This window comes from Streptomyces sp. NPDC126499 (genome assembly GCF_040302485.1).
Classification (GTDB): Bacteria; Actinomycetota; Actinomycetes; order Streptomycetales; family Streptomycetaceae; genus Streptomyces.
In genome coordinates this window covers 107,788-121,778 of record NZ_JBEOUO010000013.1, presented here as the reverse complement: position 1 = coordinate 121,778, position 13,991 = coordinate 107,788, and the positions used below count along the sequence as shown (strand labels likewise).

The 13,991-nt window shown below is 70.9% G+C and carries 17 protein-coding genes; 4 read left to right on the top strand and 13 right to left on the bottom strand.

The genetic code is table 11. The features are described 5' to 3' along the window. Nucleotides 1-4 precede the first annotated feature (4 nt). The gene (locus ABTZ91_RS20805; protein WP_352078658.1) at nucleotides 5-667 is read right to left on the bottom strand and encodes an antibiotic biosynthesis monooxygenase; all 663 of its coding nucleotides are present in this window, start codon (nucleotides 665-667) and stop codon (nucleotides 5-7) included. Nucleotides 668-737: 70 nt separating this feature from the next. On the opposite strand from ABTZ91_RS20805, the gene ABTZ91_RS20800 reads away from it, so the two are divergent. Next, nucleotides 738-1,187 carry a GNAT family N-acetyltransferase gene (locus tag ABTZ91_RS20800; protein ID WP_352078657.1) on the top strand — a complete coding sequence of 150 codons (450 nt, stop codon included), beginning with the start codon at nucleotides 738-740 and terminating at the stop codon, nucleotides 1,185-1,187. A gap of 46 nt (nucleotides 1,188-1,233) precedes the next feature. Here ABTZ91_RS20800 and ABTZ91_RS20795 read toward each other — a convergent pair whose 3' ends face one another. The 3 genes from ABTZ91_RS20795 to dapD all read right to left on the bottom strand — a co-directional run bounded on the left by ABTZ91_RS20795 (nucleotide 1,234) and on the right by dapD (nucleotide 3,359). Further along, nucleotides 1,234-1,974: an SDR family NAD(P)-dependent oxidoreductase gene (locus ABTZ91_RS20795; protein WP_352078656.1), complete on the bottom strand. Its 741-nt coding sequence runs from the start codon at nucleotides 1,972-1,974 to the stop codon at nucleotides 1,234-1,236. Nucleotides 1,975-2,083: 109 nt separating this feature from the next. Beyond that, entirely contained in the window at nucleotides 2,084-2,311 is a 228-nt protein-coding gene (locus ABTZ91_RS20790; protein WP_352078655.1) for a hypothetical protein, read from the bottom strand. Nucleotides 2,312-2,375: 64 nt separating this feature from the next. After that, on the bottom strand, nucleotides 2,376-3,359 hold the full coding sequence (gene dapD / locus ABTZ91_RS20785; protein WP_352078654.1) for a 2,3,4,5-tetrahydropyridine-2,6-dicarboxylate N-succinyltransferase: 984 nt from the start codon (nucleotides 3,357-3,359) through the stop codon (nucleotides 2,376-2,378). Nucleotides 3,360-3,528: 169 nt separating this feature from the next. Here dapD and ABTZ91_RS20780 point away from each other — a divergent pair, with 169 nt between their 5' ends. Continuing rightward, nucleotides 3,529-4,599 (top strand): oxidoreductase, encoded by a 1,071-nt coding sequence (locus ABTZ91_RS20780; protein ID WP_352078653.1) that lies wholly within the window; start codon nucleotides 3,529-3,531, stop codon nucleotides 4,597-4,599. A gap of 87 nt (nucleotides 4,600-4,686) precedes the next feature. On the opposite strand, the gene ABTZ91_RS20775 is transcribed toward ABTZ91_RS20780, so the two are convergent. The 9 genes from ABTZ91_RS20775 to ABTZ91_RS20735 form a co-directional block, all read right to left on the bottom strand. Continuing rightward, nucleotides 4,687-5,025 (bottom strand): metal-sulfur cluster assembly factor, encoded by a 339-nt coding sequence (locus ABTZ91_RS20775; RefSeq protein ID WP_345489555.1) that lies wholly within the window; start codon nucleotides 5,023-5,025, stop codon nucleotides 4,687-4,689. Further along, nucleotides 5,022-5,492, bottom strand: a complete 471-nt coding sequence (gene sufU, locus ABTZ91_RS20770) for a Fe-S cluster assembly sulfur transfer protein SufU (RefSeq protein ID WP_352078652.1) — start codon at nucleotides 5,490-5,492, stop codon at nucleotides 5,022-5,024. The genes ABTZ91_RS20775 and sufU overlap by 4 nt, the downstream gene beginning before the upstream one ends. Before the next feature lie 10 nt (nucleotides 5,493-5,502). Next, on the bottom strand, nucleotides 5,503-6,771 hold the full coding sequence (locus ABTZ91_RS20765; RefSeq protein ID WP_352078651.1) for a cysteine desulfurase: 1,269 nt from the start codon (nucleotides 6,769-6,771) through the stop codon (nucleotides 5,503-5,505). After that, nucleotides 6,768-7,532, bottom strand: coding sequence for a Fe-S cluster assembly ATPase SufC (gene sufC / locus ABTZ91_RS20760; RefSeq protein ID WP_352078650.1), 765 nt, complete (start codon nucleotides 7,530-7,532; stop codon nucleotides 6,768-6,770). Before sufC ends, ABTZ91_RS20765 begins: the two co-directional genes overlap by 4 nt. Nucleotides 7,533-7,539: 7 nt before the next feature. After that, nucleotides 7,540-7,857, bottom strand: a complete 318-nt coding sequence (locus tag ABTZ91_RS20755; RefSeq protein ID WP_128984892.1) for a non-heme iron oxygenase ferredoxin subunit — start codon at nucleotides 7,855-7,857, stop codon at nucleotides 7,540-7,542. Next, complete coding sequence (gene sufD / locus ABTZ91_RS20750; RefSeq protein WP_352078649.1) at nucleotides 7,857-9,038, bottom strand: Fe-S cluster assembly protein SufD; 1,182 nt, start codon at nucleotides 9,036-9,038, stop codon at nucleotides 7,857-7,859. Before sufD ends, ABTZ91_RS20755 begins: the two co-directional genes overlap by 1 nt. Before the next feature lie 67 nt (nucleotides 9,039-9,105). Next, a complete protein-coding gene (gene sufB, locus ABTZ91_RS20745; RefSeq protein ID WP_352078648.1) occupies nucleotides 9,106-10,521 on the bottom strand; it encodes a Fe-S cluster assembly protein SufB in 1,416 nt (471 codons plus the stop codon). Next, nucleotides 10,518-11,249 (bottom strand): metalloregulator ArsR/SmtB family transcription factor, encoded by a 732-nt coding sequence (locus ABTZ91_RS20740; protein ID WP_352078647.1) that lies wholly within the window; start codon nucleotides 11,247-11,249, stop codon nucleotides 10,518-10,520. The genes sufB and ABTZ91_RS20740 overlap by 4 nt, the downstream gene beginning before the upstream one ends. A 164-nt stretch (nucleotides 11,250-11,413) precedes the next feature. Next, entirely contained in the window at nucleotides 11,414-12,163 is a 750-nt protein-coding gene (locus ABTZ91_RS20735; protein WP_352078646.1) for a DUF72 domain-containing protein, read from the bottom strand. Between the two features lie 119 nt (nucleotides 12,164-12,282). Between ABTZ91_RS20735 and ABTZ91_RS20730 the strand changes: the two genes are divergently transcribed. After that, the gene (locus ABTZ91_RS20730; protein WP_352078645.1) at nucleotides 12,283-13,218 is read left to right on the top strand and encodes an ABC transporter ATP-binding protein; all 936 of its coding nucleotides are present in this window, start codon (nucleotides 12,283-12,285) and stop codon (nucleotides 13,216-13,218) included. Then, nucleotides 13,215-13,979, top strand: coding sequence for an ABC transporter permease (locus ABTZ91_RS20725; RefSeq protein ID WP_352078644.1), 765 nt, complete (start codon nucleotides 13,215-13,217; stop codon nucleotides 13,977-13,979). Before ABTZ91_RS20730 ends, ABTZ91_RS20725 begins: the two co-directional genes overlap by 4 nt. Nucleotides 13,980-13,991: the final 12 nt, after the last annotated feature.

The following is a 13,991-nucleotide window of genomic DNA, read 5'->3' as shown; positions in this document are numbered from 1 at the left end:
CGCCTCACGCGCCCGCGCTCAGGCTGAGCGCGGGCGCGTACCCGCGGGTGCGGTCGTCGGCGATCCCCGGGCAGGGACCCGTCGCGGCCTGCCGGCGGACGTGCGCCGTCTCGCTCTCCCACTCGGCGTAGTGGAAGAGATGGGTGCCGTCGGCGGAGAGGTGCGCGTACGCGGCGATCTGGCCGGCGTCGCCCGCGCGGCCCGCCTCCAGGGCGTCGGCCAGGGCCTCCGGTCCCTCGGGCCCGATCTCGACGAGGACGGCGGCCACGCACCCGGGCACCGCGTCGCCCGCGCCCTCCCCTTCCCCGTACACCGTCGCACGGAAGGGCGGTGCCAGGCGCCGCAGTCCGACGCGCTCGATGCCCGGGACCGCCGCGTCGATCTCGGCGTTGCGGTCGTCCCGGAAGGTGCGGAAGAAGTGCTGGTGCGCCTCCTCGCTCGTCCACTGCGAGTAGTGCAGGAGGGTGTCGCCGTCGCTGCCGACCAGGACGCTGTACGAGAGCAGTCCCCCGTCCGGCCAGTCGCGGTTCAGCCACGCCTTGCGGATGGCCCGTACGGTCGCCTGCTGCCGCTCGGGCGTGCCGACCCGCCAGCGGCTGGCCAGGACGAGGCCGACTCCGGGGCGGACCAGATTGGGACGGGCGTGCGGATTCTCGATGGTGTGCATGACTCCCAGACTGATTGCTCAAGCACACTTGAGGTCAAGGCAGGAGCACGCACGTGCGAGACTTCCGGCCATGATCCTGCGTCCCGCCACCCGTGCCGACCTGCCCGCCGTCCTGGCGCTCCTCGCCGACGAGGAGCGGGTGACGGACCCGGCGACGGTGACCGTCACCGCCGCCTACGAGCGCGCGTTCGCGGACATCGAGGCCGATCCGCGCAACGAGGTGCTGGTGCTCGTGGCGGAGGAGGGCGGCCCGGTCGTGGGCTGCCTCCAGGCCACGTACATCCCCGGGCTCGGCAAGGGCGGCGCCGAGCGGGCCCTGATCGAGGCGGTCCGGATCAGGGCCGACCGCCGCGGCGGCGGGCTCGGCCGGGAGCTGATGGCCCGTGCCGTCGAACGGGCCAGGGCCCGCGGCTGCGCGCTCGTCCAGCTGACCAGCAACAAGGACCGGACCGACGCCCACCGCTTCTACGCGTCCCTGGGCTTCGCCCGCAGCCACGACGGCTTCAAGCTGGCGCTCTGAGCCGTACCTCCGGGCCGCGCCTCTGAGCTGCGCCGCGCCGCGCCGGTCAGCCCAGCAGGTGGCCGCCGCCGTCCACGAGCAGCACCTCGCCCGTGATGTACGAGGCGTTCGCCAGGTCGTGGACGGCCTCGGCGATGTCCTCGGGACGGCCGACGCGGCGCAGCGGCACGACCGAGGCGACGTGCTCCTTGGCGGCGTCGGCGCCCTCGACACCGTCGAACCAGGGGGTGTCGATGAGTCCGGGCGCGACGGCGTTGACCCGCACTTCTGGCCCGAGGGTCTTGGCGAGCAGCTTGGTCAGGTGATTGACGGCGGCCTTGGTCACGGCGTACGGGATGGAGCTTCCGCCGGGCCGGACGCCGGCCTGCGAGGAGATGTTCACGATGGCGCCGCCCGTCCGGCGCAGATGCGGGACGGCGGCGGTGACGGTCTGCCAGACGCCGATGACGTTGACGTCGTAGAGCCGTCGCCACACGTCGGGGGAGGCGGCGGCGAAGTCGTCGTGCGGGATGAAGCGGGTGGTGCCGGCGCTGTTGACGAGGAGGTCGAGGCGGCCGAAGCGGGCGACCGTCTCCTCGACGAGCCGGCCGGCCTGGGCCTCGTCGGAGACGTCGGCCTGGATGTAGTGGGCGCCGGGGAGTTCGGCGGCGAGCTTCCGGCCGGCCTCCACGGAGCGGGCGGAGTTGACGGCGACCCGGTAGCCGGCGGCGGCGAGGCGGCGGGCGACGGCGGCTCCGATGCCGGAGGACGAGCCGGTGACGAGGGCGACGCGCTGTTCAGCAGTCATGTGCGGGATCCTTTTTCGCTGGCCTCCTGTCGCGCAGGGCGATCATGCCAGAGACGCGGACGGCCCGGCGCCCCGGGGAGGGGCGGCGGGCCATCGGCGAGGAGCGGATTCAGGCGGCGTCGGTCGTGTGGGTCCGGCTGTTGAGGATGGCCGCGTGTTCGAGGACGTCCTCCAGCGGGTCGTCGATCTGGCCGGTGTGGAGGGAGAGGCTGGGGCCGTTGGTGACCTGCGGGCCGTTGTGGGTGCGCGTGTGCGTCTCGTCCGCCGAAGCGACTCCGGCCGGCAGCAGAAACGCCGCGGTCGTGAGCACCCCGACAACCGTGGGCCTCGTCCTCATGTCGACTCCTCGCCTTATCCGATGATTGACTCCGCGTCACCTGGATAACGCGGAGTCGACCTCATCAGTTGTGGCTGTGGAGGATCTCGTTGAGGCCGCCCCAGACCGCGTTGTTCGGGCGGGCCTCGACGGCGCCGGTGACCGAGTTGCGGCGGAAGAGGATGTGGGAGGCGCCCGAGAGGTCACGGGCCTTGACGATCTGGCCGTCGGGCATGGTGACCCGGGTGCCGGCGGTGACGTACAGGCCCGCCTCGACGACGCACTCGTCGCCGAGCGCGATGCCGACGCCCGCCTCGGCGCCGATGAGGCAGCGCTCGCCGATGGAGATGACGACGTTGCCGCCGCCGGAGAGGGTGCCCATGGTGGAGGCGCCGCCGCCGATGTCGGAGCCGTCGCCGACGACGACACCGGCCGAGATGCGGCCCTCGACCATGGAGGTGCCGAGGGTGCCGGCGTTGAAGTTGACGAAGCCCTCGTGCATGACCGTGGTGCCGGCGGCCAGGTGGGCGCCGAGACGGACCCGGTCGGCGTCGGCGATGCGGACACCGGCGGGCGCGACGTAGTCGGTCATGCGGGGGAACTTGTCGATCGAGGTCACCGAAAGGTGCAGGCCCTCGGCGCGCGCGTTGAGCCGCACCTTCTCGACGTCGTCGACGGCGACCGGGCCGAGCGAGGTCCAGGCGACGTTGGCGAGGTGGCCGAAGATGCCGTCCAGGCTCAGTCCGTGCGGCTTGACCAGGCGGTGGCTGAGCAGATGCAGCCGCAGGTAGGTGTCGTGCGCGTCGAGCGGCTTGTCGTCGAGGGAGGCGATGACGGTGCGGACGGCGACCACCTCGACACCGCGGCGGGCGTCCACGCCGAGGGCCTTGGCGGCGCCCTCGCCGAGGGCGTTCACGGCCGCGTCGGGGGTGAGCCGCTCGGTGCCGGCGGGGCCGGGGGCGTCGGTCAGCTCGGGGGCGGGGTACCAGGTGTCGAGAACGGTGCCGTCACCGGCGATGGTGGCAAGGCCGGCGGCGACGGCGCCGGTGGTGCGAGGAGCAGTGGTCATGACGGAAAACCTAACCGGCCGGGCGGCGCGCGGGCCAACCGGTCTCAGGTGTCGGGCCGGCGGTCCGTGGCTTCCGACGAGCCGGCGGCGCCCGCCTTGGAGCCTTCGATCCGCACGCCCGTGCGTTTACTGCGTAGGGCGCCCACGCCTGCCCGGCTACGGTGTGCGCATGACATACGCCTCGGGGCCGTACGGATACGGCTATCCCTCTCCGCCACCGCCGCCGAAACCCGGTGTGATACCCCTGGCGCCGCTGAACTTCAGCGAGATCCTCACCGGCGCCTTCACCACGTACGGCCGCTACTGGAAGCCGCTGCTCGGTGTGGCCGTGGCCGCCTACGCGGCGGCCACGGTCGTGATCGGCCTGGCGTGCCTGGCCGCCTGGGCCGTGGTCGGGGACGACATACACCGGCTGATCGAGCTGCCCAGCGGCCGGAGCCCGGACTTCGCCGACTTCCAGCCGCTGATCGTGGCCTTCGTCTGCGTCTGGCTCGTCGCCATGGCCGCCTACGTCGTCTCCAGCGGTCTGGTCTACGCGGCCGCTCCGGCCGTGGTCCAGGAGGCCGTGCTCGGGCGTCCGATCGGCTTCGGTGCCGTGTGGCGGCGCGCCTGGTCGCGGCTCGGCGCGGTCGTCGGCTCGGTCTTCCTGTCGATGCTGGCCATGCTCCTCCCGATGCTTCTCTTCGTGGTCGGCTTCGCCTTCCTGATGGCGGCCCTGGTGGGGGGCCTCGCCGCCTCCGAGGGCAGCGGCGACGACGGATCGGGCTTCGCGGTCGTGGGACTGCTGATCTTCCTCGCGTCCCTCGGGCTCGTGCCGCTGGCGCTGTGGATCTGGATCAAGTTCAGCCTCGCGCCGACGGTCGCCGTCATCGAGCAGCAGGGCCCGATGGCCTCCCTGCGCCGCTCCTCCGCCCTGGTCAAGGGCTCCTGGTGGCGCATCTTCGGCTGCACCTTCGGCACGACCATGATCGTGGGCATGATCAGCGCCGTGATCCAGCAGGTCATCTCCCAGATCGGCGCGCTTCCGATGGCCGCGGTCGACTTCGGTGAGAACCCGACCCCGGGCGAGCTGATCGCCGCCTTCGGCGGCCTCATGGTGGTCCTCGTCATCGCCCAGCTCCTCGTCCAGGCCGTCGCCGCGCCGTTCCCGCCCGTGGTCTCCGGCCTCCTCTACGTCGACCAGCGCATCCGCAAGGAGAACCTGGCCCCGGTCCTGGCCCAGACGGCCGCCACGCCCTGAGTACGCCGGTCCTACGCCGGTGATACACCGCCGGTGATACGCCGATGGGCCGCACCCCCGCGGGGGTGCGGCCCATCCAGGACGTCATCAGACGTTGAAGCCCAGCGCGCGCAGCTGCTCGCGCCCGTCGTCCGTGATCTTGTCCGGGCCCCACGGCGGCATCCAGACCCAGTTGATCTTCAGCTCGTTGACGATGCCGTCGGTGGCGGCCTTCGCCTGGTCCTCGATCACGTCGGTCAGCGGGCAGGCCGCCGACGTCAGGGTCATGTCCAGCGTGGCGACGTTGGAGTCGTCGACGTGGATCCCGTAGATCAGGCCCAGGTTGACCACGTCGATGCCCAGCTCGGGGTCGACGACGTCGTACAGCGCCTCGCGGATCTCTTCCTCGGAGGCCGGCTTCATCGTGGCCTCGGCGTTCTCGGTCATGCCGACTTCCTCACAGACTTTTCGGAGTCCCCCAGCGCCTGGGCGGTCGCGTCCTTCCACGCCATCCAGCTGAGCAGGGCGCACTTGACGCGGGCGGGGTACTTCGAGACACCGGCGAACGCGACCGCGTCCTCCAGGATCTCCTCCATCGCGTCGTCCGGCTCGATCTGGCCCTTGGACTGCATCAGCTCCAGGAAGGTGCCCTGGATCTTCTGCGCCTCGGCCAGCTCCTTGCCGACGAGCAGCTCGTTGAGGACGGAGGCCGAGGCCTGGCTGATGGAGCAGCCCTGGCCCTCGTACGACACGTCCTCGACGCGGGAGCCGTCGTACTTCACGCGGAGCGTGATCTCGTCGCCGCAGGTCGGGTTGACGTGGTGCACCTCGGCGTCGCCGTCCCGAAGACCGCGCCCGTGCGGGTGCTTGTAGTGGTCCAGGATGACGTCCTGGTACATCGAATCCAGCTTCACGAGCGGTCCCCTAGCCGAAGAAGTTCCGTACGTGCTCCAGTCCCTCGACCAGGGCGTCGACCTCGGCCGGAGTGGAGTACAGATAGAACGACGCTCGCGTGGTCGCGGGAATTCCGTACCGCAGGCAGACCGGCCGCGCGCAGTGGTGGCCGACCCGGACCGCGATGCCCTGCTCGTCCAGCACCTGCCCCACATCGTGCGGGTGGATGTCCCCGAGCGTGAAGGAAATCGCGGCGCCGCGGTCCTCGGCCGTGGTGGGGCCGATGATCCGCAGGTCCGGAACCTCCTGGAGGCGGCGGACGGCGTACTCGGTGATCGCGTGCTCGTGGCGCCAGATGTTGTCCATGCCGATCGCCGACAGGTAGTCCACGGCCGCGCCGAGGCCGACGGCCTGGGCGATCGGGGGCGTACCCGCCTCGAACTTGTGCGGGGCCGGCGCGTACGTCGAGGAGTGCATCGAGACGGTCTCGATCATCTCGCCGCCGCCGAGGAAGGGCGGCAGGTCCTCCAGGAGCTCCTGCCGTCCCCACAGCACGCCGATGCCGGTCGGGCCGCACATCTTGTGGCCGGTGAAGGCCACGAAGTCGGCCTGGAGCGCCTGCACGTCCAGGACCATGTGCGGGGCCGCCTGCGAGGCGTCGATGCAGACGAGCGCACCGACCTCCTGGGCGCGGCGGATGATCGTCTCGACCGGGTTGACCGTGCCCATGAGGTTCGAGACCAGCGTGAACGAGACGATCTTGGTCTTCTCGGTGATGACCTCTTCGATGTTCGAGAGGTCGAGACGGCCGTCGTCGGTGAGGCCGAACCACTTCAGCTTCGCGCCGGTGCGCTGCGAGAGCAGCTGCCACGGGACGATGTTGGAGTGGTGCTCCATCTCCGTGATGGCGATCTCGGTCTCGTGGTCCACGCGGTAGGGCTCGTCGGCCCAGCCCAGCATGTTGGCCACGAGGTTGAGCGACTCCGAGGCGTTCTTGGTGAAGATCACCTCGTCGCGGCTCGGCGCGTTGACGAAGGCGGCGACCTTGTCGCGGGCGCCCTCGTACAGCGCGGTGGCCTCCTCGGCGACCGTGTAGACACCGCGGTGGACGTTGGCGTTGTGCCGCTCGTAGTAGGCGTTGAGCGCGTCGAGGACCTGGCGCGGCTTCTGCGAGGTGGCCGCGGAGTCCAGGTACACGATCTTCTTGCCGTCGTGGACCGTGCGATCCAGGAGCGGGAAGTCCTTGCGGATCGCCTCGGTGTCGAGGAGGCCGGTCAGCCCCTGATGGGCGGAAGTCACGCGGATGCGCCACCCTTCACGTACTTGTCGTAGCCCTCGTTCTCCAGCTGGTCGGCGAGCTCGGCACCGCCGGACTCGACGATGCGGCCGTTCGCGAAGACGTGCACGAAGTCGGGCTTGATGTAGCGGAGGATCCGCGTGTAGTGCGTGATCAGCAGGGTGCCGACCTCACCGGTCTCGCGGACGCGGTTGACGCCCTCGGAGACGATGCGAAGGGCGTCGACGTCGAGGCCGGAGTCGGTCTCGTCGAGGATCGCGATCTTCGGCTTGAGCAGTTCGAGCTGGAGGATCTCGTGGCGCTTCTTCTCGCCGCCGGAGAAGCCCTCGTTGACGTTGCGCTCGGCGAAGGCCGGGTCCATGTGGAGCTTCTCCATGGCCTCCTTGACCTCCTTCACCCAGGTGCGGAGCTTGGGGGCCTCGCCGCGGACGGCGGTGGCGGAGGTGCGCAGGAAGTTGGAGACCGAGACACCGGGGACCTCGACCGGGTACTGCATGGCCAGGAACACGCCGGCGCGGGCGCGCTCGTCGACCGACATCTCCAGGACGTCCTCGCCGTCGAGGGTGACGGTGCCGCCGGTGACCGTGTACTTCGGGTGGCCGGCCAGCGAGTACGCCAGGGTCGACTTGCCGGAGCCGTTCGGGCCCATGACGGCGTGGGTCTCGCCCTGCTTGATGGTCAGGTCGACACCCTTGAGGATCTCACGCGGACCGTTCTCGGCCTCGACGGAGACGTGCAGGTCGTGGATTTCAAGCGTTGCCATGGGTGACTCAGGACTCCTGGGTGACGGAGACGAGCACATCGTCCCCTTCGATCTTTACGGGGTATACGGGGACGGGGCGCGTCGCGGGGAGGCCGGACGGCTTGCCGGTGCGCAGGTCGAACGCGGAGCCGTGCAGCCAGCACTCGATCTGGCAGTCCTCCACCTCGCCCTCGGAGAGGGAGACGTTCGCGTGCGAGCAGATGTCGTGGATCGCGAACACCTCGCCCTCGGTGCGGACGAGGGACACCGGCGTGCCGTCGAGTTCCACCCGCTTCGGGGTGTCCTCCTCCAGCTCGCTCAGCGCACAGGCGCGGACGAAGGCCATCAGACGGACGCCTCCAGCTCCGCCTCGATCTTGGCGATGAGGCGCTCCTCGACGTCCGGCAGACCGATCTGCTGGACCAGCTCCGCGAAGAAGCCGCGGACGACCAGGCGGCGGGCCTCGGCCTCCGGGATGCCGCGCGACATCAGGTAGAAGAGCTGCTCGTCGTCGAAGCGGCCGGTCGCGGAGGCGTGGCCGGCGCCGGCGATCTCACCGGTCTCGATCTCCAGGTTCGGCACGGAGTCGACCCGGGCGCCGTCGGTGAGGACGAGGTTCCGGTTGAGCTCGTAGGTGTCGGTGCCCTCGGCCTTGGCCTCGATGAGGACGTCGCCGATCCACACGGCGTGGGCGTCCTGGCCCTGCAGCGCGCCCTTGTAGGCCACGTTGGACTTGCAGTGCGGCACGTTGTGGGTGACCAGGAGGCGGTGCTCCTGGTGCTGGCCGGCGTCGGTGAAGTACAGGCCGAAGAGCTCGGCCTCGCCGCCGGGGGCGGCGTACTGGACGCGCGGGTGGAGACGGACGACGTCGCCGCCGAAGGTGACGACGACGGACTTGAAGGAGGCGTCGCGGCCGACCAGGGCGTTGTGCTGGGCGACGTGGACGGCCTTCTCGTCCCAGTCCTGGACGGAGACGACGGTGAGCTTGGCGCCGTCGCCGAGCACGTAGTCGACGTTGGCGGCGAGCACCGCGTCACCGGTGTGGTCGATGACGACGACGGCCTCGGCGAAGGCGCCGAGCTCGATCACCTGGTGGCCGAAGGCGACGCCGCCCTGGCCGTGCACGGCGATGCGGATCGGCTCGGTGAGGACGGCCTCCTTGGCGACGGTGACGACCGAGGCCTTCTCGAAGGAGGAGTACGCCTGGGCGGCGACGCGGTCGACCGGCGTGCCGGCCTTGCCGAGGCGCGCGTCGTCGCGGCCCACGGTCTCCACGGTGACGCCCTCGGGGGCCTCGACCTCGACGCGGACGCCCTCGCCGGTGGCGACGGCCGTGCCGTCGTGCAGGCCGCGCAGGCGCTCCAGCGGGGTGAAGCGCCACTCCTCCTCGCGGCCGTGCGGGACGGGGAAGTCCGCGACGTCGAAGGACGGCGGGGCGCTCATGCGCGTGGCGACGGTGGACTCGGCGGCCACCGCGATCGAGCCGGCGGTGGTGGAGCCCGCCGGGATGTTCTGAGCCTCAGCCATGGCTGTCGTGTTGCTCTCTTCCTACGTAACTACGCAAAGACCTGGGGGTACGGACGGCGGGGCGGCGTCAGCCGACCGCACCCTCCATCTGCAGCTCGATCAGCCGGTTGAGCTCCAGCGCGTACTCCATCGGCAGTTCCTTGGCGATGGGCTCGACGAAGCCGCGGACGATCATGGCCATCGCCTCGAACTCGGTGAGGCCGCGGCTCATCAGGTAGAAGAGCTGGTCCTCGGAGACCTTGGAGACGGTGGCCTCGTGGCCCATGGAGACGTCGTCCTCGCGGACGTCCACGTAGGGGTACGTGTCCGAGCGGGAGATCGTGTCGACGAGCAGCGCGTCGCACAGCACGTTGGACTTGGAGCCCGGGGCGCCCTCGCCGATCTCGATGAGACCGCGGTAGGAGGTCCGGCCGCCGCCTCGCGCCACCGACTTGGAGACGATGTTGGAGGAGGTGTTCGGGGCCATGTGGACCATCTTGGCGCCGGCGTCCTGGTGCTGGCCCTCGCCCGCGAAGGCGATGGACAGCGTCTCGCCCTTGGCGTGCTCGCCCATGAGGTAGACGGCCGGGTACTTCATGGTGACCTTGGAGCCGATGTTGCCGTCGACCCACTCCATGGTGGCGCCCTCGTAGGCGACGGCGCGCTTGGTCACCAGGTTGTAGACGTTGTTCGACCAGTTCTGGATGGTCGTGTAGCGGCAGCGGCCGCCCTTCTTGACGATGATCTCGACCACGGCGCTGTGCAGCGAGTCCGAGGAGTAGATCGGGGCGGTGCAGCCCTCGACGTAGTGGACGTAGGCGTCCTCGTCGACGATGATCAGCGTCCGCTCGAACTGGCCCATGTTCTCCGTGTTGATGCGGAAGTAGGCCTGGAGCGGGATCTCGACGTGCACGCCCTTCGGCACGTAGATGAACGAGCCGCCGGACCACACGGCCGTGTTCAGGGAGGCGAACTTGTTGTCGCCGACCGGGATGACGGTGCCGAAGTACTCCTTGAAGAGCTCCTCGTGCTCCTTCAGGGCCGTGTCGGTGTCGACGAAGATGACGCCCTGCTCCTCCAGGTCCTCGCGGATCTGGTGGTAGACGACCTCGGACTCGTACTGGGCGGCGACACCGGCGACGAGGCGCTGCTTCTCCGCCTCCGGGATGCCGAGCTTGTCGTACGTGTTCTTGATGTCCTCCGGCAGGTCCTCCCAGGACTCGGCCTGCTTCTCGGTGGACCGCACGAAGTACTTGATGTTGTCGAAGTCGATGCCCGACAGGTCGGAGCCCCAGGTCGGCATGGGCTTCTTGTCGAAGAGCCGCAGACCCTTGAGCCGCAGCTTCAGCATCCACTCGGGCTCGTTCTTCTTCGCGGAGATGTCGCGGACGACGTCCTCGGAGAGACCGCGCTTGGCGGCGGCACCGGCCGCGTCGGAGTCGGCCCAGCCGTACTCGTACCGACCCAGGCCCTCGAGCTCGGGGTGGCTGATCTCGGTGGTCATGCGGGGTTCCTCCCGGCCGTGCTTGCGGATGCTGTGGATGGAGTGGTCTGTGGTGGGGTGCCGTGCGGGATGAACGTCGTGCAGACGCCGTCACCGTGCGCGATGGTGGCCAGGCGCTGGACGTGGGTCCCGAGGAGGCGGGAGAAGATCTCCGTCTCCGCCTCGCACAGCTGGGGGTACTGCTCGGCGACGTGGGCGACCGGGCAGTGGTGCTGGCAGAGCTGCTCGCCGACCGGCGCGTTCCGCGCGGTTGCAGCGTACCCGTCGGCGGTCAGCGCCCTGGCCAGGGCCTCGGTGCGGCGGTCGGGATCGGCCGACTCGACCGCCTCGCGGTACGCCTCGGCCTGGGCCTCGATCCGGTCGCGGGCGAAGGCGGCGACGGCCGCCTCTCCCCCGGCGTTCCGCTCGATCCAGCGCAGCGCTTCCACGGCGAGGGTGTCGTACGACTGGTCGAAGGCGTCCCGGCCGCAGTCGGTGAGCGCGAAGACCTTCGCGGGTCGGCCCCGGGTGCGGGCGCCGTAGACCCGCTTCTCGCGCGCCTCCACGACGTTCTCCGTGACCAGCGCGTCGAGGTGGCGGCGGACGGCGGCCTGGGTGAGGCCGAGCCGCTGGGCCAGATCCGCGACGGTCGAGGGCCCGTGGTCCAGGATGGAGCGCGCGACCCGGTTGCGCGTGGAGCGTTCACCGGTCGCGAGTTCCTCCGTGGGAGCCTCACCGACGTTTTTCACAACGCCATTGTTGCGTAATTAATCAGGCACTGACAAGCGCGGTCGGGGCGCGTGACGGTGCCGTGCGTCACGCAGGTAAGCCTTACCTGACCTGCGGAAACGATCATTCGTAGGACGAATACCGACCGCCCTGACCAGGGGTTTCCGGCCCGGCACGGCCGTCCCTACGGGAGCCTCGGAGTCCGCCCGCGGGCCTGGATCAGGCCCGTGAAAGTCACCGCGTTCCGCACCGCCGCACCGCCCGGATCGTTGTTGAAGAAGACGTAGACGTCCTCCCCCTCCGGCCAGGTGTCGGCGAGCCGCCCCGCCCACGCCGCGAGCGCCTGCCGGCCGTACGAGGGGTGGGGCCGCGCCCGGCCCTCGTGCAACCGCAGATAGCCCCAGTCGGCCGTCCGCCACAGCGGCGTCACCGGACGCGACCCGCGGTCCGCCCAGCACAGCGTGGCCCCGTGCCCCGAGAGCACGCCCCGGATCTCTTCCGTCCACCACGACGGGTGCCGCGGCTCGACCGCCACCCGCACGCGCGCCGGGAAGCAGCCGAGCACCGCGTCCAGCAGCCCGGCGTCGGCCTTCAGCGTCGGCGGCAACTGGAGCAGCACGGGCCCCAGCCGCTCCCCCAGCCCCTCGGCCCGGTCCATCAGGCGCGCCACCGGCTCCGCGGGCTCCTTCAGGCGCTTGATGTGGGTGAGATAGCGGCTGGCCTTCACCGCCATCACGAAGCCGTCCGGGGTGCGCTCCCGCCACTCGGCGAAGGTGTGGCGCTCGGGCAGCCGGTAGAAGGCGTTGTTGTTCTCGACGGCGGCGAAGTGGCGCGCGTACTCCTCCAGCCACCGCCGCTGCGGCACGCCCTCGGGATAGAGCACGCCCCGCCAGTCCCGGTACTGCCACCCGGAGGTGCCGACGAACACGGTCATACGGGGCCTCTGCCCCGGCCGGGCCCCGCTCACCCGGCACCGCACCCGGCGGTCCCCACGGCCCGCCCCGACCGGGCCCGCGGCAGGAGCGCTCCCGGCGGGTCCTTAGACTTCCCGGCATGCGAAACGACTCCGTCGAGTCCGTGGTCCGGGTCCGGGGCCTGGTCAAGCGGTACGGGACGAAGACCGCCGTCCAGGGCCTCGACCTGGACGTCCGGGCGGGCACCGTCACCGCCGTCCTCGGACCCAACGGGGCCGGCAAGACCACCACCATCGAGAGCTGCGAGGGCTACCGGCGCCCGGACGCCGGCACCGTACGCGTCCTCGGCCTCGACCCGGTCGCCGACGCCGCGGCGCTGCGGCCCCGGATCGGCGTGATGCTCCAGTCCGGCGGCGTCTACTCCGGCGCCCGCGCGGACGAGATGCTGCGCCACATGGCGAAGCTGCACGCCCACCCGCTCGACGTGGACGCCCTGATCGAGCGCCTCGGCCTCGGCTCCTGCGGCCGCACCACCTACCGGCGCCTCTCCGGCGGCCAGCAGCAGCGGCTCTCCCTCGCCATGGCCGTCGTGGGCCGCCCCGAGCTGGTCTTCCTCGACGAACCGACCGCCGGACTCGACCCGCAGGCCCGCCGCGCCACCTGGGACCTGGTCCGCGAACTGCGGGCCGACGGCGTGAGCGTCGTGCTGACCACCCACCTCATGAACGAGGCGGAGGAGCTCGCCGACGACGTCGCCATCATCGACGCCGGCCGGGTCGTCGCCCAGGGCAGCCCCGAGGAGCTGTGCCGCGGGGGCGCCGAGAACACCCTGCGCTTCACCGGCCGCCCCGGCCTCGACCTGGGCTCGCTCCTGAAGGCGCTCCCGGACGGCACCGCCGCCGCCGAGACGCTCCCCGGCGCGTACCGGATCACGGGCGAGGTCGGCCCCCAGCTGCTCGCCACCGTGACCACCTGGTGCGCCCAGCACGGCGTGATGCCCGAGGGCATAGCGGTCGAGCGCCACACCCTCGAAGACGTCTTCCTGGAACTGACCGGCAAGGAGCTGCGCGGATGAGCACGGGTACGTACGCGCCGAAGCCGGGGGCCGCCCCCGTCGGGCGGATGATCGCCGCGCAGACCGCGCTGGAGACGCGGATGCTGCTGCGCAACGGCGAGCAGCTGCTCCTCACGGTGATCATCCCCTCCCTGCTCCTCGTGCTCTTCTCGACGGTGGACATCGTCGACACGGGCGCGGGCAAGGCCGTCGACTTCCTCGCCCCCGGCGTCCTCGCGCTCGCCGTGATGTCCACCGCCTTCACCGGGCAGGCCATCGCGACCGGCTTCGAGCGCCGTTACGGGGTGCTCAAGCGCCTGGGCGCCTCGCCGCTGCCGCGCTGGGCGCTGATGGCCGCCAAGACGCTGTCGGTGCTGGTCACCGAGGTGCTCCAGGTGGTGCTGCTCACGGCGATCGCGCTGGCGCTCGGCTGGTCGCCGCACGGCAGCCCGCTCGCCGTGCTCGCCCTGCTCGTCCTCGGCACCGCCGCCTTCTCCGGGCTCGGCCTGCTGATGGCCGGGACGCTGAAGGCGGAGGCGACGCTGGCCGCCGCGAACCTGGTGTTCCTGCTGCTGCTGGTCGGCGGCGGGGTGATGGTGCCCCTGGAGAAGTTCGGCGCCGCGGGCGACGTGCTGGCGTTCCTGCCGATCTCCGCGCTCTCCGACGGCCTGCGGGACGTGCTGCAGGGCGGCGCCGGGATGCCCTGGGGCGACGCGCTGGTCCTGGCCGTCTGGGCGGTCCTCGGCCTTGGCGCGGCGGCGCGGTTCTTCCGCTGGGAGTGACGCTCCGCGTAG